The 20,880-nt window shown below is 39.9% G+C and carries 23 protein-coding genes; 11 read left to right on the top strand and 12 right to left on the bottom strand.

Translation table 11 applies throughout. From position 1 onward, the window contains the following. Positions 1–19 precede the first annotated feature (19 nt). From PING_RS18770 to PING_RS18740, 7 genes are all read left to right on the top strand, one after another. A complete protein-coding gene (locus tag PING_RS18770) occupies positions 20–1,162 on the top strand; it encodes a uroporphyrinogen-III C-methyltransferase (protein ID WP_011771871.1) in 1,143 nt (380 codons plus the stop codon). A gap of 10 nt (positions 1,163–1,172) precedes the next feature. Further along, positions 1,173–2,363: a heme biosynthesis HemY N-terminal domain-containing protein gene (locus PING_RS18765; RefSeq protein WP_011771870.1), complete on the top strand. Its 1,191-nt coding sequence runs from the start codon at positions 1,173–1,175 to the stop codon at positions 2,361–2,363. Between the two features lie 119 nt (positions 2,364–2,482). Further along, positions 2,483–2,989 (top strand): phosphatase domain-containing putative toxin, encoded by a 507-nt coding sequence (locus tag PING_RS18760; RefSeq protein WP_011771869.1) that lies wholly within the window; start codon positions 2,483–2,485, stop codon positions 2,987–2,989. A 429-nt stretch (positions 2,990–3,418) separates the two neighbouring features. Then, a complete protein-coding gene (locus PING_RS18755; protein WP_011771868.1) occupies positions 3,419–3,766 on the top strand; it encodes a metalloregulator ArsR/SmtB family transcription factor in 348 nt (115 codons plus the stop codon). A 123-nt stretch (positions 3,767–3,889) separates the two neighbouring features. Beyond that, positions 3,890–4,894, top strand: a complete 1,005-nt coding sequence (locus PING_RS18750; RefSeq protein WP_011771867.1) for an ArsJ-associated glyceraldehyde-3-phosphate dehydrogenase — start codon at positions 3,890–3,892, stop codon at positions 4,892–4,894. 2 nt (positions 4,895–4,896) lie between these two features. Then, positions 4,897–6,123, top strand: coding sequence for an organoarsenical effux MFS transporter ArsJ (arsJ, locus tag PING_RS18745; protein WP_011771866.1), 1,227 nt, complete (start codon positions 4,897–4,899; stop codon positions 6,121–6,123). 137 nt (positions 6,124–6,260) lie between these two features. Next, positions 6,261–8,405, top strand: a complete 2,145-nt coding sequence (locus PING_RS18740; protein WP_011771865.1) for a permease — start codon at positions 6,261–6,263, stop codon at positions 8,403–8,405. Positions 8,406–8,459: 54 nt separating this feature from the next. Here the strand turns inward: PING_RS18740 and PING_RS18735 are convergent, their stop codons facing one another. From PING_RS18735 to PING_RS18725, 3 genes are read right to left on the bottom strand one after another with little or no spacing between them, the layout of a single operon-like run. Further along, entirely contained in the window at positions 8,460–8,939 is a 480-nt protein-coding gene (locus tag PING_RS18735; RefSeq protein WP_011771864.1) for a YeeE/YedE family protein, read from the bottom strand. Between the two features lie 2 nt (positions 8,940–8,941). Then, positions 8,942–9,364 carry a YeeE/YedE family protein gene (locus PING_RS18730; RefSeq protein WP_011771863.1) on the bottom strand — a complete coding sequence of 141 codons (423 nt, stop codon included), beginning with the start codon at positions 9,362–9,364 and terminating at the stop codon, positions 8,942–8,944. A gap of 23 nt (positions 9,365–9,387) precedes the next feature. Continuing rightward, entirely contained in the window at positions 9,388–9,699 is a 312-nt protein-coding gene (locus PING_RS18725) for an ArsR/SmtB family transcription factor (RefSeq protein ID WP_011771862.1), read from the bottom strand. A 198-nt stretch (positions 9,700–9,897) separates the two neighbouring features. Here PING_RS18725 and PING_RS18720 point away from each other — a divergent pair, with 198 nt between their 5' ends. Both PING_RS18720 and PING_RS18715 read left to right on the top strand, forming a co-directional pair. Then, positions 9,898–10,083, top strand: a complete 186-nt coding sequence (locus PING_RS18720; protein ID WP_011771861.1) for a YgaP family membrane protein — start codon at positions 9,898–9,900, stop codon at positions 10,081–10,083. A gap of 108 nt (positions 10,084–10,191) precedes the next feature. Beyond that, a complete protein-coding gene (locus PING_RS18715; protein WP_041766710.1) occupies positions 10,192–11,850 on the top strand; it encodes an FAD-dependent oxidoreductase in 1,659 nt (552 codons plus the stop codon). 68 nt (positions 11,851–11,918) lie between these two features. Here PING_RS18715 and PING_RS18710 read toward each other — a convergent pair whose 3' ends face one another. Continuing rightward, complete coding sequence (locus tag PING_RS18710; RefSeq protein WP_011771859.1) at positions 11,919–12,275, bottom strand: glutaredoxin family protein; 357 nt, start codon at positions 12,273–12,275, stop codon at positions 11,919–11,921. 101 nt (positions 12,276–12,376) lie between these two features. On the opposite strand from PING_RS18710, the gene PING_RS20240 reads away from it, so the two are divergent. Then, positions 12,377–12,556 carry a DUF1289 domain-containing protein gene (locus PING_RS20240; protein ID WP_011771858.1) on the top strand — a complete coding sequence of 60 codons (180 nt, stop codon included), beginning with the start codon at positions 12,377–12,379 and terminating at the stop codon, positions 12,554–12,556. A gap of 121 nt (positions 12,557–12,677) precedes the next feature. Beyond that, positions 12,678–13,481 (top strand): Rossmann-fold NAD(P)-binding domain-containing protein, encoded by an 804-nt coding sequence (locus PING_RS18705; protein WP_011771857.1) that lies wholly within the window; start codon positions 12,678–12,680, stop codon positions 13,479–13,481. A gap of 39 nt (positions 13,482–13,520) precedes the next feature. Here the strand turns inward: PING_RS18705 and PING_RS18700 are convergent, their stop codons facing one another. From PING_RS18700 to ccoG, 8 genes are all read right to left on the bottom strand, one after another. Then, the gene (locus PING_RS18700; RefSeq protein ID WP_011771856.1) at positions 13,521–14,501 is read right to left on the bottom strand and encodes a calcium/sodium antiporter; all 981 of its coding nucleotides are present in this window, start codon (positions 14,499–14,501) and stop codon (positions 13,521–13,523) included. Between the two features lie 369 nt (positions 14,502–14,870). Further along, positions 14,871–15,146, bottom strand: a complete 276-nt coding sequence (rpoZ, locus tag PING_RS18695; RefSeq protein ID WP_011771855.1) for a DNA-directed RNA polymerase subunit omega — start codon at positions 15,144–15,146, stop codon at positions 14,871–14,873. Between the two features lie 90 nt (positions 15,147–15,236). Then, complete coding sequence (gene gmk, locus PING_RS18690; RefSeq protein WP_011771854.1) at positions 15,237–15,860, bottom strand: guanylate kinase; 624 nt, start codon at positions 15,858–15,860, stop codon at positions 15,237–15,239. A 142-nt stretch (positions 15,861–16,002) separates the two neighbouring features. Further along, entirely contained in the window at positions 16,003–16,917 is a 915-nt protein-coding gene (gene coaA / locus PING_RS18685; protein WP_041767482.1) for a type I pantothenate kinase, read from the bottom strand. Between the two features lie 31 nt (positions 16,918–16,948). After that, positions 16,949–17,608, bottom strand: coding sequence for a uridine kinase family protein (locus PING_RS18680; protein ID WP_011771852.1), 660 nt, complete (start codon positions 17,606–17,608; stop codon positions 16,949–16,951). 150 nt (positions 17,609–17,758) lie between these two features. Continuing rightward, the gene (locus PING_RS18675) at positions 17,759–18,367 is read right to left on the bottom strand and encodes a thiol:disulfide interchange protein DsbA/DsbL (RefSeq protein ID WP_011771851.1); all 609 of its coding nucleotides are present in this window, start codon (positions 18,365–18,367) and stop codon (positions 17,759–17,761) included. Between the two features lie 42 nt (positions 18,368–18,409). Next, entirely contained in the window at positions 18,410–19,399 is a 990-nt protein-coding gene (locus PING_RS18670) for a serine/threonine protein kinase (RefSeq protein WP_157035408.1), read from the bottom strand. Between the two features lie 47 nt (positions 19,400–19,446). Beyond that, a complete protein-coding gene (ccoG, locus tag PING_RS18665; protein WP_011771849.1) occupies positions 19,447–20,853 on the bottom strand; it encodes a cytochrome c oxidase accessory protein CcoG in 1,407 nt (468 codons plus the stop codon). Positions 20,854–20,880 lie beyond the last annotated feature (27 nt).

Genomic DNA, 20,880 nt, shown 5'->3' with positions numbered 1-20,880 from the left:
AAAAAATGTGAGGGTGGTTATGACCAAGAGTAATAATGATAATGATAATGAAGAAATAATCGATAATGAGGAGCTCAAATCTGACCTTTCGGCTGCTGAATCAGAAAATATCCCCGTCAATAAAAACCCTAAAAGCAGCAAATCAGCGCTGGTTATTGCTTTATTAGCCCTGTTTCTGATTGTTACTTTAATTTTATCAGCAGGTTATTTTTATAAACTGAATAAAACGCTAACGGATCAGCAGCAAGCCAAAATGGCTCAGTTGAGTAGCAGTTTATCTTCTCAGGAAGCCACCCTTAATCAACAAAATGCAACGTTAGAGTCGGCATTAGTGCAGGTTAATCAGCAACTTCGACAAGTGAAAAATCAAAATAAGCTTTATAGCAGCGATCTGCAGTCTTTACAGCGCCGCATGGCAGAAACAACAGTGCGTCACCCAAATGATTGGATTCTGGCTGAAGTGGAATACCTAATACGTTTAGCGGGCAGTAAAATTTGGTTAGAAAGTGATCTGGCAACAGCCGTTGCGCTTCTTAGCGCTGCTGATCAGCGTCTGCTGGTATTAAGCGATCCTAGTCTTAATCCATTGCGCTCTGCATTATTAGAAGATATTAACAGTTTAGAATCTTTACCGAAACGCGATCCTGATGGTCTGATTTTAGCGCTTTCTAACCTTGAAAGTAGGGCGGATAAACTGCTGGTGGTGGGGTTAAATTTATCAACACCGGACAGCAAAGATAAAAGTGAAGTTTCAACTGATATTAAAGATTGGAATGAAAACTTATCCAAATCATGGCGCAGTTTTGTTGAGAGTTTTGTGGTTATCAATAAACGTGATGTGAAAGTACAAGCGTTACTCTCTTCGGAGCAAAAGTGGTATTTACAGGAGAATTTACGCGCGGAGCTCGCTAAGGCTGAGTTTGCAGTTTACCGTGAGCAGCAAGATATTTATGACATAGCGATGCAAACTGCGTCTGATTTATTAACTGATTATTATGATTTAACCGATAATACCACCAACTACTTTTTCAAATCTATTCAGAGTTTAAGAGATAAAAAGGTGTCCGTTGATTACCCCGATCAGTTAAAAAGCGCAACTGTACTGGCGCGTATAATGACACAGCGGGTAAACAAATCACTCGCTAATTCGACTGAAGAATAGGGAGAATATTATGATTCGAATTATTATAGTCATTGCAGCACTGATCGCCGGATTATTTTTTGGTCCTGAAATTAGCAGTAATAAGGGTTATATTTTAATTTCTCTTGATAACTATACCACCTATGAAACAACGATTATTAATGCGCTTATTGCGACCGTTGTCTTTTATTTTTTATTAGGATTAATTGAATGGATTTTACGTAAATTACTTTCAATGAGCTCTATTACTCGTGGTTGGTTCGGTCAGCGTAAAACTAGAAAAGCACAAAGAAACAGTTTATTAGGTATGTTAGCGCTGCTCGAAGGTAATAGTCGACAAGCGCAAAAGTTATTGTCCAAATCAGCTGAGAAAACGGCAGCGCCTGCCTTAACTTATATTGCAGCAGCTAACGCTGCGCAGCAGCAAGGTGACTATGCATTACGTGACTCTTATCTGCAGCAGGCAACAAAAAGCCAAAAAGGCTGTAACTTAGCCGTTGGTTTGGTGTGGATTGAATTACAGATTGAAGCAAAACAATTTGCAGATGCTCTTATTAAGCTTAAGGAGTTGGATAGCACCTTTCCGGGTAATAAGCGTATTGCAAAATTGTACTTGGATATTTATCCCCCGTTAAATCAGTGGGCTGATTATATTGAGGTCTTAATCAAGCAACGTAAGTATTTGTCCTTAGTTGATACTGAGTTTGAGGCGATTAAATTAAATGCTTATCAGCACCTTTTTAAGCAGTTAGCCCTGCAGAGCGGCGAGGCCCTGCAGGCATTATGGAATGACAAATCATCGCGCAGCATGCGCAAAGATGTCGCTTACCAAAGCGCAATGCTAGATGCTTTTATTGAGGGGAAATATTATGAATTTGCTGAGTATTTTTTAGGAGAAAAGCTTAAAGAGCATTTCAATGTCACACTACTGGCTTATGTGGACAAGATAAAGATTATGGATAACAACAAGCTGATTTTAATCCTGGAAAAGCAACTTAAAAAAGATCCGGAAAATGGGGCTATTCATCATGCGCTCGCGAAGCTAAAATTAAATGAAGACAACGAATCAGCAGCGATCGAGCATTTGCAAAAAGGGGTCGAACTGGATCCTAATGTCGACGATTTTGCGCTACTGGCCAAAATACTGGAAAAAGCGGATCGCCTCGATGAAGCTAATAATTATTACCGCAAAGGCTTGTTATTATTTATGTCATCAAAATAAAATATTGATATCATAAATTATAAATAGAGCAAGGTCAGATTTCTGACTCTTAAAGCAGTTCGAGTATAGTCAAAGCAGAGCCTCTTCTGCTTTTTTTACAATTTTTAACAGGTAACCTTATGTCTATTCATCCCCTTTTTACACTCAGCGTTGAAAACAGTACTGCCAGCATAATTTTAACCCCTTGCCCGGGCACAAAAGAGGCCGATTTGGTCAATTCACTTCAACAAATAAAAGACGCTGGTGCGGTGGCATTATTAACCTTTATGACCCAAAGAGAACTGGATAAAAACCAGTTATCTGATATTGGGAAAGCTAGCGAGGCACAGGGACTGCAGTGGTTTCATCTGCCTATTGTTGATGACGAAGCGCCTGGAAACCCGTTTTTGAAGGCTTGGAAAAGTGCCGGCCCGATTGTGCATGATTTAATTGCACAGGGTAAAACCATTGCAGTGCATTGCAAAGGGGGCTCCGGACGTACGGGCCTGATTAGTGCGCAAATCCTTATTGAACGCGGCGAGTCCTTAGCGCCTCTTATGGCGCGTATTCAGGCTGTTCGGCCTAATGCATTTATGCATTTATGCCATCGTGATTATTTAACAGATCTGGCAAACAGTTTAAAATAAGCCATTTATATTTATAATACCAAAAAAATTAATGAAGTGATCAATGATTGCGAAGGAAAAATTAGCACTAATAAGGCGTGAGTTGCATTCGATCGTTATTCTCCTTCACAAAATGGTATGGAACAATTTTGAACAGCTTTAGCTGGCCACAAAGTGGTGAAGAACAGGATGTTCTGAATAAAACTCACAACGCAGTTAGGGATGATTTTAACCAGCAAGGGTGTTCACTTTTTTAGTTCTTTTGGTATACGATAGCCGTTCATTGAATGGCTATCTTATCGCGGCCAACTCTCCCATGTTTAATCCCTCTTGCTCTTAATAACGCATTGAAAGAGTCATTTTTTAGCCCTCTGTCATATTTCTGTCATATTTGTGCTTTAGGGTATATGTGGTATTCCACATATAAACAGATTAATGGCATGAGGTGTTATGAGCTCAACTCAATTTTTTAAGTGCCTTGCAGATGATACCCGTTTAAAAATATTGATACTTATTCAACATGAAAACGAGCTATGTGTAGGTGAATTGATGGTGGCGTTAGATGATAGCCAAACAAAAGTCTCACGCCATCTTGCACAGCTTAGGCAATGTGGTTTACTGCTGGTGCGCAAGCAAAGACAGTGGGCTTATTACCGCTTAAACCCGAATTTAGCGTTTTGGATGAAAGAGATTATTAAGCTCACAACTGAGCACCATCCCGTTTTCCTGAATAATGCTGTCGGGAAACTTAAAAAAATGCCTGAGGGACCGGATGGTAATAAAAACTGCTGCTCTTAATAAGCATTGAATAACTGCTACTAATTACTGATAGCCGATAGCTGATAGCCGATAGCTGATAGCTGATAGCCGATAGCTGATAACTGACAGCTGATAACTAATAACAAATTAAGGATATTAAATATGACAATTAAGATTGGCATTAATGGTTTTGGCCGCATTGGACGTTTAGCTTTACGTGCCTCTTGGGAATGGCCTGATTTTGAATTTGTACAAATTAATGATCCTGCCGGTGATGCAAAAACCTTGGCACATTTACTTAATTTTGATTCTATTCATGGTCGCTGGAGCTCACAAGCTGAAGCTTTAGACGATACTATTGTTTGTGATGGTAAAACCATCAAGGTCACTCACAACAAAGAGATAGGTGCAACAGACTGGTCGAACTGTGATGTGGTGATTGAAGCATCGGGTGTTATGCGCAAAAAATCCTTATTGCAGGCTTATTTAGACCAGGGAGTGAAACGTGTTGTGGTGAGCGCGCCCGTTAAAGAGGAGGGAGTATTGAACGTTGTGATGGGAGTCAATGATCACCTTTTTGATTATGATGCGCATCAAATCGTCACGGCAGCCTCTTGTACTACAAATTGTCTTGGTCCGGTTATTAAGGTGATTCAGGAACAATTTGGTATTAAACACGGTTCTATGACCACTATTCATGATCTGACTAATACCCAAACTATCTTGGATGCGCCGCATAAGGATTTGCGTCGGGCCCGTGCTTGCGGCATGAGTTTAATTCCTACAACCACCGGATCGGCAACCGCTATTACTGAAATATTTCCGGAACTAAAAGGACGCTTAAATGGCCATGCGGTGCGTGTCCCCTTAGCCAATGCATCGCTGACGGACTGTGTTTTTGAGTTAAACAAAAGTGTTACCGTTGAACAGGTTAATGAGGCATTGGAAAATGCGGCTAACGGTGAGTTAAAGGGGGTGCTGGGTTATGAAAGTCGTCCATTGGTTTCCATCGATTATAAAACTGATCCACGCTCGAGTGTGATTGATGCGTTATCAACTATGGTGGTTAACGAGACACAACTTAAATTGTACGTCTGGTATGACAATGAATGGGGTTATGTTAACCGCACCGCCGAACTAGTGCGCTTAGTGGGAACGGTAAAATAATAATGAATACGCGATTTAATAAACTATCCGCGGAGTTGCGCCAGTATATGGTGGTTACCGCTAATTACTGGGCATTTACCCTAACCGATGGTGCTTTACGGATGCTGGTTGTTTTATACTTCCATCAACTTGGTTACGATGCGCTGCAGGTGGCTTTCTTATTTCTCTTTTATGAGATATTCGGGGTTGTTACTAATTTAGTGGGTGGCTGGCTGGGAACTCGGTTAGGATTAAATCGCACCATGAATATTGGCTTGTTAATGCAGGTCATTGCCCTGCTTATGTTAGCCGTGCCTAACGAGTGGTTAATTATTCCCTGGGTAATGTTTGCCCAGGCGCTATCGGGCATTGCCAAAGATCTTAATAAGATGAGCGCAAAAAGTGCAATTAAATTGTTTGTTAAGGATGAGCAGCAGGGCACCTTATATAAATGGGTCGCTATTTTAACCGGCTCTAAAAACACCTTGAAGGGAGTGGGTTTCTTTTTAGGGGGTGTGCTTTTATCTATTACCAGTTTCCAATCGGCCGTTTTACTGATGGCCATTTTTTTGTTTGTAATCTGGTGTAGCAGTTTAATTTTATTAAAGCAGGATCTGGGTAAAGCGACCCAAAAAGTAAAATTTACGGAAATATTTTCAAAAAGCAGACAGATAAATATTTTATCTGCTGCCAGATTATTTTTGTTTGCGTCAAGGGACGTTTGGTTTGTGGTTGCCTTGCCAGTTTACCTAAGCCAAACCTTTGGTTGGAGTTACTGGAGTGTCGGTGGAATGATTGCACTTTGGGTCATTGTTTATGGTTTAATTCAGTCTATTGCTCCCTATTTTACCGGTAAAAAAGCAGGCCGATTACCTGATGGAAAAAGTGCGGCTGGCTGGGCTTTTGCATTATCCCTTACCCCTTTGCTGGTGATCGCCTCGTTACAATTTGAGCTTTTTTTACCCGTATTGTTTATTCTGGGCTTATTTATTTTTGGGGCGCTATTTGCGATCAATTCCTCTTTACACAGTTATTTGATTGTCAGTTATGCACAGCGCGAAGGTGTTTCTTTAGATATCGGTTTTTATTATATGGCCAATGCGATGGGGCGTTTAATAGGTACCCTGCTTTCAGGTTGGGTATTTGTCAGTTTTGGATTAACAGCCTGCTTACTCGTTTCCAGCGTATTTATCGTCATCGCCGGCTGTTTTGCACTGGCATTACCAAAAACTGAACAGGCAATCGCATAAAAAAGAGCAATACCAATAATCAGCAATAAAAATAGTCTGTTTTATTTAAGTGTTATATTATAACACTTAAATAGACTTTGTTTATTAAGTGTTATAATATAACAAAATAGACCTTATTTAATTATTCGAGATTTTTTATGTTGCTCTTTTTAAGCATTCTAGCCTTATTTCTAGGGCCACTTACCTACCGATTATTACAGCGCCAACCTGGTTGGCTAGATTTGCTTGATGCCTTTATTTTTGTCACCATTTCTGGATTGGTGCTCTTTCATATTCTGCCTGAGCTATTACACAGCGGTGGTTTATTCGTTTTGGTGCTGATGGTTAGCGGTTTATTAGCCCCCGGTTGGATCGAGAAATATTTTCATAAAGCGGCGCACCAGGCCCATCAAACAACCCTTTTTTTAAGTATCCTGGGTTTAGTGCTGCATGCAAGTCTTGATGGTTCTATTTTGCTGGCAGGGCAAAACGATCGCACCGGATGGTTACTTGCCATTGGCGTTTTACTGCATCGTTTCCCTGTTGGTATCACTATCTGGTGGTTATTACGTCCTCAATACGGGCGGGTATTACCCTTGGTTATTTTATGCGGGATGTCTGCTGCGACCTTAGTGGGTGCCTTTTTTGGCGAATATTCATTGGCCCAGCTTGATGGTCAGTGGATGTCATGGTTACAGGCCTTTGTGATGGGGTCAATAATGCATGTTGTTTTGCATCGCCCCTATTTACATAGCGCGCAACCGGGGCATAAAAAAGCGTTGCAGGAAAATAAATATTCAGCGGGTATAGGCAGCATTGCCGGATTAATAGCATTAGCTTTTGTGCTGCTGCCGCACTGGTTAGGTTATACTGTCCATGAGCATCAAGATGAGAAAATACCTGCTGCTGTTGAGGAGAAGTATAATCAACAGGGCTGGATTGATTTGCATAACGCAGACAACCATGAGCTTGCAGCAACGGATAATCATGGCGTGGATGAGATGCATAACGCAGACAACCATGAGCTTGCAGCAATGGATAATCATGGTGTCGATGAGATCCATAACGCAGACAACCATGAGCTTGCAGCAATGGATAATCATGGCGTGGATGAGATGCATAACGCAGAAAACCATGAGCTTGCTGCAATGGATAATCCTGTTGTGGATGAACATGATAACCATGATCTTGCGGCTATCGATAATCATGTGGCGGATCAAGCACATGATCATGAGCTCGCTGAGCATCAGCAAGATAATCAATTTAATACCGCATTAACTCTGTTCAACTTTTTCAATATAGCCTTATACAGCGCACCTATGTTATTAATTGCCTACTTTTTAAGTGCTTTGATGCATTATTTTAAACCGGCATTATCTTTAACTATCCCTGAGCAGGAGAGTTCGTCTTTTTTTAAAGATGCACTTAAAGGGCTGATTTATGGTTTGCCGTTACCTATCTGTTCGCCGAGTGCGAGTAAAATGCATCAACAATTATTAGGGTTGGGGGCAAACCAAACATTTGCGACCGCATTTTTAATTGCGGCCCCCATTATTGGTTTTGACGCATTACTTATTTCATTACCCCTGCTGGGAACTCAAATGCTTATCCTACGTGTTGTTTTAGCGGCCCTTTTTGCATTGTTGATAGCATGGCTAATAGGACGTCATTTTAAAACAGTTAAATCGCCAGTCGTTGCAGCCACTCCTCAATGCGGAGTGGCTAGATCTCGTTTTATTGATGCGATAAAAGATGGTTACCAGCAACAGTTAGATCATACGGCGCCTTGGGTTTTATTGGGCTGGGCATTAGCTGCAACACTCTCAGCTGCGTCTGCATGGACATTTTTTGATCAAGCTTTATGGTTACAAATTTTAGTGATGATAATCGTTGCATTCCCCTTTGCACTTTGTGCTACCGGCATTACGCCTGTTATTGCGATCCTATTACTTTCTGGTTTATCACCTGGTGCTGCTATGGCATTTTTATTAATTGCACCAACGATTAGCCTGGAATTACTTAAACAAGTGAAGTTGCAACAGGGTTTTTTTGCGGCGCTGAGTTTGGCGATGTTAACCTTAGCAGGGGCTTTTTTGATAGGTTTAGGGGTTAATCAATATATTGATGTTGTCTCTTTACCCTGGTTAAAACAATATCAAGGTGATTACAGCTGGTGGCAATATGGCAGTTTAGTGATTATTTTAGTACTTTATCTCACTTCATTATTACGCCGGGGTGCGCGTCTTTTTATTGCTGAACTAGTGCCGAAGAGTTTATTGAAACAGCATCACCATCATCATTAGTCATATGCCTGCCCATAAAACAGGGCAGGCATATGACTCTGCTCTAGTGCGTGACTAAATTGAGCAGATATTCTTCCGGTAACCAACAAAAGGTAAAGGTAACCGGCCTTGTTGGTACTGCTTGGCTAATATTATGCCGACAATCATGCTCAAGATAAAAGCCAAAACGATATTACTGCCACTGGCAATACTTGTGATGGCAGGGCCGGGGCAAAAACCGGCTAACCCCCATCCAGCCCCGAAAATAAGCGATCCGGAAATTAATGTACCATCAATCTTGGTATTGCTGGTCCAACTCAATTTATCACCATTAATAGCAACCGCACGTTTTTTAATAACAAAGTGATAAATAGGGGTGAATACAGCTAAGGCGCCGCCCATTACAAATGCAAGGCTGGGGTCCCAATTGCCGGTAATATTCAAAAACCCAAGAACTTTGGCCGGATTAACCATTTCGGAGATAATCATCCCCATACCAAACAACAGACCTGCAACCAGAGCGACACTGATACGAATTATTTTTGACTTCGACATTGTTAAAGTGCCCCAAATTGGTTACGGACAAAAACCACCATAAAAGCCGAAGCCATAAAGGCGATAGTGGCAAAAATTGAACGTTTTGAAAAGCGTCCCAACCCGATAATACCATGCCCGCTGGTACAGCCATTGCCTAAGCGCGTACCGAAACCAACTAGTAATCCGGCCAGAGAAACGACAACAATTGATTCACCAGTGGTATTGGGCAGCTCAAAACCAAAAGGTGCAACAATTAAAAAGCTGGCTATCATGCCAGTTAAAAAAGCGGCTCGCCAGCTCGATTCATGTTTCTGGGGATTTAATAAACCACCAATGATGGTGCTTATTCCAGCTATTTTCCCGCTAAACAACATCAGCAGGGCAGCAGAAAGACCAATTAATGCGCCCCCCGCTAATGCTGACCAAGGTGTGAAATTTTCCATAATTGACTCCAACCATTTTTAAATCAATTGCTTACATCAGGAGGGCAAAAAGCTTGTTGTAATGCACTAAGCAGCAAATCTACGCGCGGATCGGCAATAGAATAAAAGACCTGTTGCGACTTTTTTCTTACCTTTACGAGGTGGTTTTTTCTTAATACACCCAGATGTTGAGAAAATGCCGATTGACTTAATTTTGTATGCTCACGTAATTCTGATACGCCCATTTCACCATCGGATAACAAACATAACACCACCATTCGATCCGCATGAGCTATTATTTTTAATAACTCACTTACTTCACCAGCTTTATCATGTATTTCGGCTAATTGACTCATTTTTAATTCCTTAATGTTAGTCAAAGTATTTTACCTCGGCAGTTTTTTTAATCAATAGCTAAACGAGATAGATGTATATTAGCTTTTGCTAATCATATTGGTTACAATAATATTAGCGGTCTATTTCCTTTTAGTTGCGGCCCTAGCTAAACTATAGATCTAGTTTTAATCTAATTTTCGTATAATAAGGAGCACAACATGACAATTGATAATGGTGTTAGAGTAATGGCTGGTTCCATGATTTTACTCTCTGTTTTATTAACACAATTTGTTCATCCCGGTTTTATCTGGTTAACCGTATTTGTTGGACTAAATTTGCTGCAGAGTGCTTTTACAGGAATCTGTCCGGCTGCTTTTTTCTTAAAAAAATGCGGCTGTAAATAAATTATAACTCGTCGATTTGTTATTCAAAAATCTAAGCTGTTGCAATAGCAAATCGGTATAACCTTTAGGTGCACTACACCTATTATTTTTAACATGTTGAGACAACGAATGTCTAAGAAAGTATTAATTGTTGGTGGCGTTGCTGGCGGTGCATCAGCAGCAGCCCGAGCACGTCGTTTAGATGAAAATGCACAAATTATTGTGTTTGAGCGTGGTCCGTATATCTCATTTGCTAACTGCGGTTTGCCCTATCATATTGGTGGTGAAATAGAGCTGCGATCAGCATTATTACTGCAAACACCTGAAAGTTTTAAAAAGCGTTTTAATGTGGATATTCGCATTAAAAGTGAAGTGCTATCCATAGATAAAAAAGCTAAAACGGTCACTGTCCATAATATAGCAGCGGATACAGAGTATACAGAATCTTATGATGCGCTTATTTTAAGCCCCGGCGCCGGTCCATTGATTCCGCCAATTGCAGGTGTGCGTAATCATTTAACCTATGCGCTGCGCAATGTACCGGATATGGATGCAATTATTGCCTCAATTGAAATTAACAAACCCAAGCATGCCACCGTATGCGGTGGTGGTTTTATCGGTTTAGAGATGGCTGAAGCATTGCGTCACCGTAAAATCAAGGTGACGATAGTTGAACTTGGACCACAAGTGATGGCGTCGGTTGATATAGAAATCGCTAATGTCTTACATGATGAGCTTGAGCAACATGATGTTGAACTTAAATTAGGTAAAGCATTACAAGGGATTGCTCCATCTGCGCCAGCAGATAAATCCCTGATATTAACACTGAATGATGGCTCTGTTGTAGAGACTAACTTATTAATTATGGCGGTTGGGGTTAAGCCTGAAACATCGTTAGCGGTGCAGGCTGGATTAGAAATCGGTGAACTGGGCGGCATAAAAGTAAATGCGTTTATGCAGAGCAGTGATCCGGCTATTTATGCGGTAGGCGATGCCATTGAAGATCCTGATTTTGTAACCGGTGATGCCATCTTCGTACCGCTAGCGGGGCCTGCCAATCGTCAAGGTCGTTTGGCGGCCAATAATATTTTTGGGGCAAAGGAAACCTATAAAAAGACACAGGGTACCGCAATTTGTAAAGTATTTGAGCTGGCCATTGCATCGACGGGATTAAATGAAAAAACGCTGCTGCGTAAAGCCATATCATATGAAAAAGTTTATGTGCACGCATCAAGCCATGCAGGTTATTACCCTGGCGCCCATCCGGTGACATTAAAACTGCTTTTTGATCCTGCAACAGGCCTGATTTTAGGCGCGCAAGCGGTTGGTAAAGAGGGTGTTGATAAACGCATTGATGTTATCTCCGTTGCGCAGCGTGCCGGGTTAACTGTGTATGATCTGCAGGATTTAGAGCTATGTTATGCCCCTCCCTTTGGCTCAGCACGCGATGTGGTTAACCAGGCGGGATTAGTGGCCTCTAATGTGATGAAAGGTGATGAAGTTATTTTCCATAGTGAAGATCTTGAGTCGCTTTCCGACAAACAAATATTAGTCGATGTTCGCAGTGAATTGGAAGTGGATAATACGGGCATGATCCATGGTGCAATTAATATTCCTGTGGACGACATTCGTGCTAATTTATGTAAACTTGATCAAAACAAAGAGATTTTAATTTACTGCCAAGTGGGCGTGCGTGGTCACGTCGCTTCGCGCTTACTCACTAACTTAGGTTATAAAGTTAAAAACTTAAGCGGTGGTTTCAAAACGTGGAAGTTGGCAACCCGCTAGTGGCTTAGCCATTTATTATAATACCTAGTGCTATGATTAATGCCTACCTAGTAGGCATTAATATTCGATCAGGCGAAGCGGGTATTTAAATGTTCAATAATAGCCGATGACTCGTATAACCAAACCACCTTATTATTTTCTTCAATACGTAAACAGGGCACTTTTATTTTCCCACCCTGATTTTCCAAGACTTCTTTATGCTCCGCTTGTTTGGCATCGACTGTGTTAATATTTAAACCCTGACGACGTATTTCCCGGCGTACCTTCACACAAAATGGGCAGGCTTGATATTGATAAAGTTGCATGTTTTGCGTTTGCGCATCTACTTTGACTTGCTCCTGAGTTTCTCGTTTCAGTTTTTTAGGAGTAAAGATAAAGTTAAGTAATAAAATAATACGGCCTAAAATCCAGCGAATAATGAACATTTAACACCTCTTTTTGTTATGATTTTACTAATAAACAGAGAGTTTAACTGAAGAATTGTTATCATCATAATTAACTTTTTAAATTGACGAGATGAACACCTATGAATAACCTTAATTCGCCCTGTATTGGCTCTTGTTCATTGGATGGTGACAAAATTTGCCGGGGATGCTTTCGTCAGATAGACGAAATATTACAGTGGGGAAAGGCTACTGATCCGCAAAAGATAAAAATTTTAGCGGATAGTCGAGCACGGCAAAAAGAGTTTGTTCGCATTTATTAACCTTATTGGCATAAACTACATTATAGTTTATTTGTAAGTGCTTACTCACTCTTTAATCTTTGTGAATTAGTTATTTATTCCGTTTTATAGATTTTAGCGCACAAAATTCAGGAGAATAGACATGCAGAAGAGTATCAGTATTTTGGGTAGCGGCTGGTTAGGTTTACCTTTGGCCGAACAGTTACGGCCAGACTTTGACTCGGTTAATATTTCAACACGTAGGAATGACAAAGTGGCACTTTTATTATCTGCCAGATTACAGCCTTTTATTATTGATATTGACAATATCACGGATAATATTCAGCCATTTTTACAGTCGAATACTCTCATTATTAATATCACCAGTAAAAATGTCGAGGGGTTTAAAAACCTGATTAAAGAAATTGAAATGTCACCTGTTAAAGAAATTTTATTGGTCAGTTCAACATCAGTTTACCCGTCAGAAAATCGGCTGTGTCAGGAATCCGAGCCACTCGATATGAGCTCACATCCTTTATTAATTATCGAGGAGCTGTTTAATCAGAATAAACATTTTAAAACCACTATTGTACGCTTTTCAGGTTTAATTGGCGGTAAGCGTCATCCTGGGCGATTTTTTGCTTCGGGAAAAGCGATTCAGTTCGCCGATGCGGGGGTTAATATGATCCATATAACTGATTGTCTGGCCATTATAGGCATTATTATCAAGCGTCATATTTTTCCGGAACTGCTCAATGCCTGTGCGGATACTCATCCGAGTAAAGCACAATTTTATACCCTTAACGCCTTGGCCTTAGGTTTTAATAAACCAAATCTGAGTGATAAAAATACACCATCTAATAAAATAGTAAGTAATGAAAAGCTTAAAAAATGCTTAAATTATCAATTTATTTATGGCGATCTGATGCAGCTGGATCCGATCAGAGATTATGATTTAACGGTTTAGGTGCTGCATCGCTAACGATAGGACGCCTTTTTTATATTATTAAGCGCTCATATCAATAAATAACCAGACCATGTAAGCAATATAAGCGGTTAATAATATGACCCCGTTAATACGCCCTAAAACAGCGGTTTTACCTTTTCGCCATGAGGTTGAAAAAAGCATCAACAAAACGGTTAACGCTATCATCACCGGATAATCTCGGGTTAATACTTCGCTATCAAAGTTGTCCGGATGAATCAATCCGGGTAACGCCATTACGCCTAAGATATTAAAGATATTGGAGCCGATAATATTGCCGACAGCTAAATCAAACTCTTTTTTACGTGCTGCTGCTATAGTGGCGGCCAGCTCCGGTAAACTGGTGCCAATCGCTACAATAGTTAGACCAATAATTAAATCACTGACACCAAAGTAGGTAGCAACATCAACAGCGCCCCAAACAAGAAGACGAGAAGACGCTATTAATAGCACAATACCAATGATTAACCATTTTAATGCATCCCTTTTACTTACCTCCTCCGGCAACTCATCGAGTATTTCCTGTGGCAGGCTATCGGTGTTATGACTTTTCGCTTCCCATACTGTAAACACCAACATGGCAGCCATCATAGTTAATAGAATCAGACCATCTAAAAATCCAAGTCTCTGATCCCAAAGTAAAAATAAACTAAATATAAGCAGTGCCAATAATAGCGGCATTTCCCGTTTAAGCAGTTTTGAATGAATATGCAGCGGATAGAAAATAGCGGTCACGCCTAACATTAAACCAATATTGGTAATGTTTGAACCGATCGCATTACCGATAGAAAGACCTGTATTACCCTGAGCAGCTGCTATTGCGGAGACTAACATTTCCGGTGCAGAGGTCCCTAAACCGACAATCACTACGCCGACAATAAGCGGTGATATTGAAAAACTACGCGCAGTATTTGAGGCACCTAAAACGAATTTATCAGCACTCCAGATGAGTAAAGCAAAGCCAATGATAATCGCAAGGGCGGGCAGTAATAATGTTATCACGACAGATAAACTCCATTTTTTATTTAAAAAAAGTCATTAGTTAATTAATCTTAACGCTAAAATGACTGTTTGCAATCCCAGCAGGCTCCATCAAAGATTTTGTTAATAGTAAATTCATTCATTGGTACTCATTTATGCTGCTTATATCACAATAAATAATTAAGAAATTACTTGGAAAAACAGAATAAATAACCTAACGCATTGAATCTAAATTATTTTTACATTTTTTAATGCAGATTTTTTTATTTTTTGCTGTAAGTCGCGTTTTAAAACACTGAGCACAATCTCAGACCCGTTTCTTATCGATAAAAAAAACGCTGAACATTTTCATGCTCAGCGTTTTTTTAGAACTATTAAAAGGGTTGGTTATTAACCACGACCTTCAGCAATAGCGGCAACAGCTGCAAGTTCTGCTGTTTGTTTTTCATGCTTTTCTTGACGATCTTGAATATCCATCAATTCATTTGTGATTAGATTTTCTTCAATTTCACGTAAAGCGATAACCGTAGGTTTATCATTTTCCGGATCGACTAAAGGTGTTTTACCTTGAGTTGCAAGCTGGCGAGCTCGACGAGATGCCATTAAGATAAGATCAAAGCGATTACCAACTACATTTACTGCATCTTCAACGGTTACACGTGCCATTGCTGAACTCCAAAAATTTAATTACCCAAAAACGGGCGCTAATTATACGTTCAAAATTACAATTGATCCACAAACTTCGTGTTGGAATTATTAAGCTAATAACTCTTTAATGGTTGTTTGGTATTTTATCGCCTGCTTGGCTTGTTCATTCCGCCGTGCTTTCATAATAGCGGATAATTCTTTACTGGCGCTGTCAAAATCATCATTAATGATTAAATAATCGTATTCATCATAATGTGACATTTCAGCTTGTGCTTGGTTCATGCGCTTGGTTATGATTTCTTTACTGTCTTGACCGCGTTTATTTAAGCGCGCTTCTAACTCTGTCCGGCTGGGCGGAAGAATAAAGATACCTTTAGCATCAGGCATCATGTTTCTAACCTGTCGCGCACCTTGCCAGTCAATGTCTAGAAGCACGTCGACTCCTTTAGCTAGAGCCTCTTCTATTGCGATACGTGACGTGCCGTAATAGTTACCAAATACTTCCGCCCATTCAAAAAAAGCATTTTCAGCAATCAGCTTTTTAAAATTTTCTGTACTGACAAAATAATAATGTTCACCGTCTACTTCACCCACACGTGCTTGTCGTGTTGTGTGAGAAATAGAAACTTGCGCCTGCCAATCTTTTTTTTCAGCCAAAAGTGCATTAATAAGACTAGACTTTCCTGCTCCGCTTGGGGCGGATACAATATACAGTGTACCAACTTGGGACATAAACAATCATTCCTGAAAATATGAATTGGAATTAATCACCCCTTTTTTAGTTCAAAATGGGTGGCGACTTTTGTGAGTCGCAAATTATCCCTTATTTTTAAAGTGAAGTCTTTTGAATCGACTTTTTAATTTTTAGAATGTCTTATTTCCGCAGGTGAACGCTGTCCACCTGATGATCGGTAGCCTTAGTCAGGATCAGGTTTGCTCTATCACGGGTTGGACGAATATTTTCTTCCAAATTAACCCCATTGATCTCATCCCATATTTTTTCAGAAATATCAATCGCTTGAGTTTCTTCCATTTGCGAATAACTATGGAAATAGGCTTTAGGATCAGTAAATGCACCTTTACGAAACTTTAGAAAGCGTTGTACGTACCATTTTTTTAAGAGCTGCGTTTCTGCATCGACAAAGATAGAAAAATCCACAAAATCAGAGACAAAAGTGCGCTGCGGATGATCCGGATAATTGCTTGCACTTTGTAATACATTTAAACCTTCTAATATAACAATATCGGGTTTTTCAAGGTGTAACTTTTTATCAGGCAATATATCGTAAGTCAGATGTGAATATATGGGTGCAGAGATCAACTCTTTACCAGATTTTATTGCGGCAACAAAATCAATTAATGCCTTAGTATCAAAACTCTCTGGAAATCCCTTTTTGTGCATTATATTACGTGCAACCAGCTCTCGATTAGGCCGTAAAAAACCATCGGTTGTCACTAAGGCAACTCTGGGGTGCTCAGGCCAGTGAGATAAAATAGCCTGCAGGATACGTGCTGTGGTACTTTTACCCACAGCAACACTGCCTGCAATACCAATAATATAGGGTACGTTTTCATTCTTTGAGTTTAAAAATTTATCGCGTACGGTATGGCGACGCTGCTGTGTTTTGACATATAAATTAAGCAGACGGGACAGTGGCAAGTAAATATCAATCACTTCTTGAATAGAAAGTGATTCGTTAATCCCTTGTAACTGTCTTAGATCGTCTTCGGAAAGGGTTAACTCAACATTGTCGCGCAATTCAGCCCACTTTTGTCTTTCAAAGTGCATATAGGCATCATGGGCGTTATATTGCCCCTCTTCAGCTGTAATTTTTATTTTCACCAGATTCTTGCTCTACGTAAATTGATTTGGCGTTACCTTCTGGATTATCTGTACTGATGTGATATTGCTCGGCGGGTTTTATTAACAGTTCAAAGAGATTAACCAATGCGTGTTGCGATTGTTCAACATTGCTTTGTCCGACTAAACGAGCAAAAGCCGCATCATAATCACTGACAACCCAGCAGGTGTAATCATAAAGATCTAAATAAGCTTCCTGCAAAAGATAAACACCTTCAATAATGATGATCTCGACATTCTGAAAGTTATATTCAACCGTGCGAGGATTTAAAACATCTTCAAGTGTTACCGATGTTTTGATACTGCCGAACAATTTTAAAGGTAAAATAAGCTGCTCGAACATTTCATCAAACCGGTAGGCGTTTAAGTAATATTCTTCTGGGCTGCTCATAACGTTAAAACGAACATTTTCAGCGGCTTCCCAATCATCTGTGTGGATGACTGCAACCCGAACGCCCTCAAGTGTTAGCGCGTTAGCAATCTTTTCGCTTAAAGCGCGTTTTCCACCGCCTTCAATCCCACTAATTGCGATTATTGGCGCTTTTGTTGATTCATTTTTATTATAACGATCAAGTAAAGCGGCCTTTAGCTGGGCTGCGCTGTTAAAAATGGTTTTCAAATGGGCAACTCCCTTATCAAAGATACGTTATACCACACTGCAGCAAGTATCAAGAGGGCTTGCGCAGTGGCTTTTATCTCTAAGCCTTTCGAAGATGCTTTTATAGCATTCCTTAAGTGGTTTAGGTAACTGATTGTTCTAATTATATAATTAGTTTTTCTTCTGGGTTAAGAAAGTGACCAGTGCAACAAACTCTTCATTACTTCTTATTGAGCCTGTGTTTACTTTATATTTACCATTAACAATTAGCGTTGGCACGCCGCGGATGTTGAATGTTTCGGTATCTCGTTTCATTTGCGATGCTAATCCGCTGACCGGGAAACTCGCTAATGCATTTTGCGCTTCCTGTTTGTCAACGCCTGCTTTTTCAAATAGTTCAAGTACGCCTGCCCGGCCATTAATCGCTTTATCTTGAGTATGGATTTGATCAAAAATAAGACTTGAAAGTTTATCTTCTACTTTGAGGATTTCTGCGGCAGCATAAGCTTGAGTTAACTCAGCCCCCATTTCCTTACCTATAAAGTTTACATGCACTTTTTTGATTTTTACTTGCTCAGGCAATTTTTGCTTAAGATTAGTCATTAAGGGTTCGAATTTAAAACAATGCGGGCAGTAAAATGAAAAGAACTCTTTCACTTCTGGGGTTGCGGTGGCTGTCTGCTTGACCACTTCGTAGTGAGTTCCTTCTTCAAAATCAAATGCTTGTGCTGAAAATGGAAATATAATCAAGGCCGTTAGTAGTGCAAAAATCTTTTTCATTGTTGTTCCTTAGGTAAAATGGGTAACGCGGTTATCTTATCTTTAATAATTTGGTTGTAAAGAAATAGGCGCTTCCTTTAAGGCGATTAATTGATCTTTAAGTGATTGTAACAGCTCTTTCCAATATTGATCCGTTATAAACCACGGAAAGCTAAGCGGAAAAGCGGGATCTGACCAACGTTTATTAATCCAGTTAACATGACTAATGATTCGCATTGTGCGTAGTGGCTCAATTAAGCATAACTGATTCCGGTCAAAATCAAACTCTTCTTCGTAACCTTCTAATAACATTGACAATTGAAGCTGCTTCTCTGGTTTTGTGCCGCTCAGTAAAATCCACAGATCTTGGATGGCAGGGCCCATTTTACAATCATCAAAATCTACAAAATAGGGTGAGTTATTTTTGAGTAAAATATTACTCGCATGACAATCGCCATGTAAGCGAATTGTTGTATGTTTGTGATTATCAAATTGCTTTGTTATTTCAAGTTCAAGCGCATCGAGTATGGAAAATAATGGATTGCGGAGAGATTTTGGAATATAAGTACTTGTCCGCAGTGCTTTAATTGGGTTTGACAACATAGTTTGGACATTAAGAGGCTCTCTATGTTTAAAGCTATCCTGAGCCCCGATGCGGTGTATTTTTCCTAAAGCACAACCCACATCATAGAGTATATCGATATTATCAAGCTCCATGGAGCGTGCAGATAAACTATTGAACAGTGCAAAATAGTAACCTTGGAAGTAAAATAAGGTTTGTTGGTTAATTTCTATGGGTGAGGCAATTTGACAGCCGTTTTTCTCTAAGACTTGGCAAAATCGGTGTTCTTCTTTTAATTGCGCTTCACTCCAGTGTTGGGGCCTGTAAAACTTCACCACGTAACGAATTTTATTTTCATCGGTAAATAAAGACACCCGATTTTCATAGGAATTAAGTGAGATTAACCCTGATTCCGGATAGACGGCAATGGATGCCAGAGCATCAAGTTGCAGTTCAGGTGTAAGAGATTGGTAACTGAAATTTGCTTGCATGTGCATTACTCGATAAAAAAGGGCCTGATCAGGCCCTTGATATTTTTTTATAAACCAAGAAAGAAGGTTGTTTGTTGTTCTATTGTTTCAACTTCACCGGAGGCACCAGTCAGTGTAATAGTAATGTAAATCTTGTTTTCCTTAATGCCATAGGGATCGACAGCAATTGAAATAGGTTGGGTTAATACTTCGCCCGGTTTTATAATAATTTGGTTAGGACCAAGCAGCTGAGCATCTTTCAGACCGGAAAAAGATAAATCGTAGGTTTGGGTTTTTATGGTTTTATTTAATATTTTTAAAGTGTATGTATTTTCAGTTAACCCTTGACTATTTTCTCGGTATAACACGTTACGGTCGCGGAGAATCTCCATTTCGGCACTGCTTAAATTGGCAATGTTAATAAAAAATACGGCGATCATTATTAATAACAAAGCACCATAGCCGATAATTTTAGGACGTAATACCTTGGTTTTTTTACCCGCTAATTTTTCTTCCGTGGTATAGGATATTAATCCGCGCGGATAACCCATTTTATCCATAGTATAATCACAAGCATCCACACAAGCCCCGCAGTTAATACATTCATATTGTAAGCCATTGCGAATATCAATGCCCGTTGGACACACTTGCACACAAAGGTCACAATCGACACAATCCCCTAATCCTAACTCTTCAGGGGAATCCTTGCGACTTCTTGGGCCTCGAGTTTCACCGCGCTTCGCATCATAACCGACAATATAAGTGTTTTTATCAAACATGGCTGACTGGAAGCGGGCGTAGGGGCACATATGCAGGCAGACAATGGATCTCATCCAACCGGCATTTATGTAGGTGATTACGGTAAAAAAGAGCACACTGGTGGTGGTTGCAAAACCAGTATTAAAAGTGAAAAAATCGAGATAAAGTTCCCTAACAGGCACAAAATAAGATGAAAAAGCCAAGCCCGTGAGTAAAGAAAAAGTGATCCAACCTATATGTTTTGCCGTTTTTCGCCAAATCTTATTAAAGCTCCAGGACATCTGATCCAATCTTTTGCGTTTATTTGCGCTGCCTTCACAACGCTCTTCAAACCAAATAAAGATAAATGTCCAAACGGTTTGCGGACAAGTATAACCACACCAAACTCGTCCCAAATAAGTCGTTATAAAGAATAAAGCAAATGCTGCAATAATAAATACCCAGGCGAGTAGGGTAAGATCTTGTGGAAAGAGGGTCATATTAAAAATATGATACTGTTGATCGGCGATATCAAATAAAATTGCCTGCTGTCCATTCCACTGCATTAGGGGTAAGGCCACAAATGCAACAATTAATCCCCAGCCCGTATAACGACGTAGTTTTTGATAAAATCCATACATGGCGCGCACATAAATTCGGTTGCTCGGATTATATTGTTTAACGTCGCTTGTATTGCTGCTGTCTATCTCTTTTATTTTAATACGGTCAGTCATCATTCGATCCTGAGGTGGGGGTTTTTGAAA

The sequence above is a fragment of the Psychromonas ingrahamii 37 genome (genome assembly GCF_000015285.1).
In the GTDB taxonomy this organism is placed as follows: Bacteria; Pseudomonadota; Gammaproteobacteria; order Enterobacterales; family Psychromonadaceae; genus Psychromonas; species Psychromonas ingrahamii.
This window is presented reverse-complemented; position numbering and strand designations above follow the sequence as displayed.

Bases quoted from the DNA above. Each gene is read 5' to 3' on its own strand.
- PING_RS18770 (WP_011771871.1), top strand. From the start codon at position 20: ATGACCAAGAGTAATAATGATAATGATAATGAAGAAATAATCGATAAT.
- PING_RS18765 (WP_011771870.1), top strand. From the start codon at position 1,173: ATGATTCGAATTATTATAGTCATTGCAGCACTGATCGCCGGATTATTT.
- PING_RS18760 (WP_011771869.1), top strand. From the start codon at position 2,483: ATGTCTATTCATCCCCTTTTTACACTCAGCGTTGAAAACAGTACTGCC.
- PING_RS18755 (WP_011771868.1), top strand. From the start codon at position 3,419: ATGAGCTCAACTCAATTTTTTAAGTGCCTTGCAGATGATACCCGTTTA.
- PING_RS18750 (WP_011771867.1), top strand. From the start codon at position 3,890: ATGACAATTAAGATTGGCATTAATGGTTTTGGCCGCATTGGACGTTTA.
- arsJ (WP_011771866.1), top strand. From the start codon at position 4,897: ATGAATACGCGATTTAATAAACTATCCGCGGAGTTGCGCCAGTATATG.
- PING_RS18740 (WP_011771865.1), top strand. From the start codon at position 6,261: ATGTTGCTCTTTTTAAGCATTCTAGCCTTATTTCTAGGGCCACTTACC.
- PING_RS18735 (WP_011771864.1), bottom strand. From the start codon at position 8,939: ATGTCGAAGTCAAAAATAATTCGTATCAGTGTCGCTCTGGTTGCAGGT.
- PING_RS18730 (WP_011771863.1), bottom strand. From the start codon at position 9,364: ATGGAAAATTTCACACCTTGGTCAGCATTAGCGGGGGGCGCATTAATT.
- PING_RS18725 (WP_011771862.1), bottom strand. From the start codon at position 9,699: ATGAGTCAATTAGCCGAAATACATGATAAAGCTGGTGAAGTAAGTGAG.
- PING_RS18720 (WP_011771861.1), top strand. From the start codon at position 9,898: ATGACAATTGATAATGGTGTTAGAGTAATGGCTGGTTCCATGATTTTA.
- PING_RS18715 (WP_041766710.1), top strand. From the start codon at position 10,192: ATGTCTAAGAAAGTATTAATTGTTGGTGGCGTTGCTGGCGGTGCATCA.
- PING_RS18710 (WP_011771859.1), bottom strand. From the start codon at position 12,275: ATGTTCATTATTCGCTGGATTTTAGGCCGTATTATTTTATTACTTAAC.
- PING_RS20240 (WP_011771858.1), top strand. From the start codon at position 12,377: ATGAATAACCTTAATTCGCCCTGTATTGGCTCTTGTTCATTGGATGGT.
- PING_RS18705 (WP_011771857.1), top strand. From the start codon at position 12,678: ATGCAGAAGAGTATCAGTATTTTGGGTAGCGGCTGGTTAGGTTTACCT.
- rpoZ (WP_011771855.1), bottom strand. From the start codon at position 15,146: ATGGCACGTGTAACCGTTGAAGATGCAGTAAATGTAGTTGGTAATCGC.
- gmk (WP_011771854.1), bottom strand. From the start codon at position 15,860: ATGTCCCAAGTTGGTACACTGTATATTGTATCCGCCCCAAGCGGAGCA.
- coaA (WP_041767482.1), bottom strand. From the start codon at position 16,917: ATGCACTTTGAAAGACAAAAGTGGGCTGAATTGCGCGACAATGTTGAG.
- PING_RS18675 (WP_011771851.1), bottom strand. From the start codon at position 18,367: ATGAAAAAGATTTTTGCACTACTAACGGCCTTGATTATATTTCCATTT.
- PING_RS18670 (WP_157035408.1), bottom strand. From the start codon at position 19,399: ATGCAAGCAAATTTCAGTTACCAATCTCTTACACCTGAACTGCAACTT.
- ccoG (WP_011771849.1), bottom strand. From the start codon at position 20,853: ATGATGACTGACCGTATTAAAATAAAAGAGATAGACAGCAGCAATACA.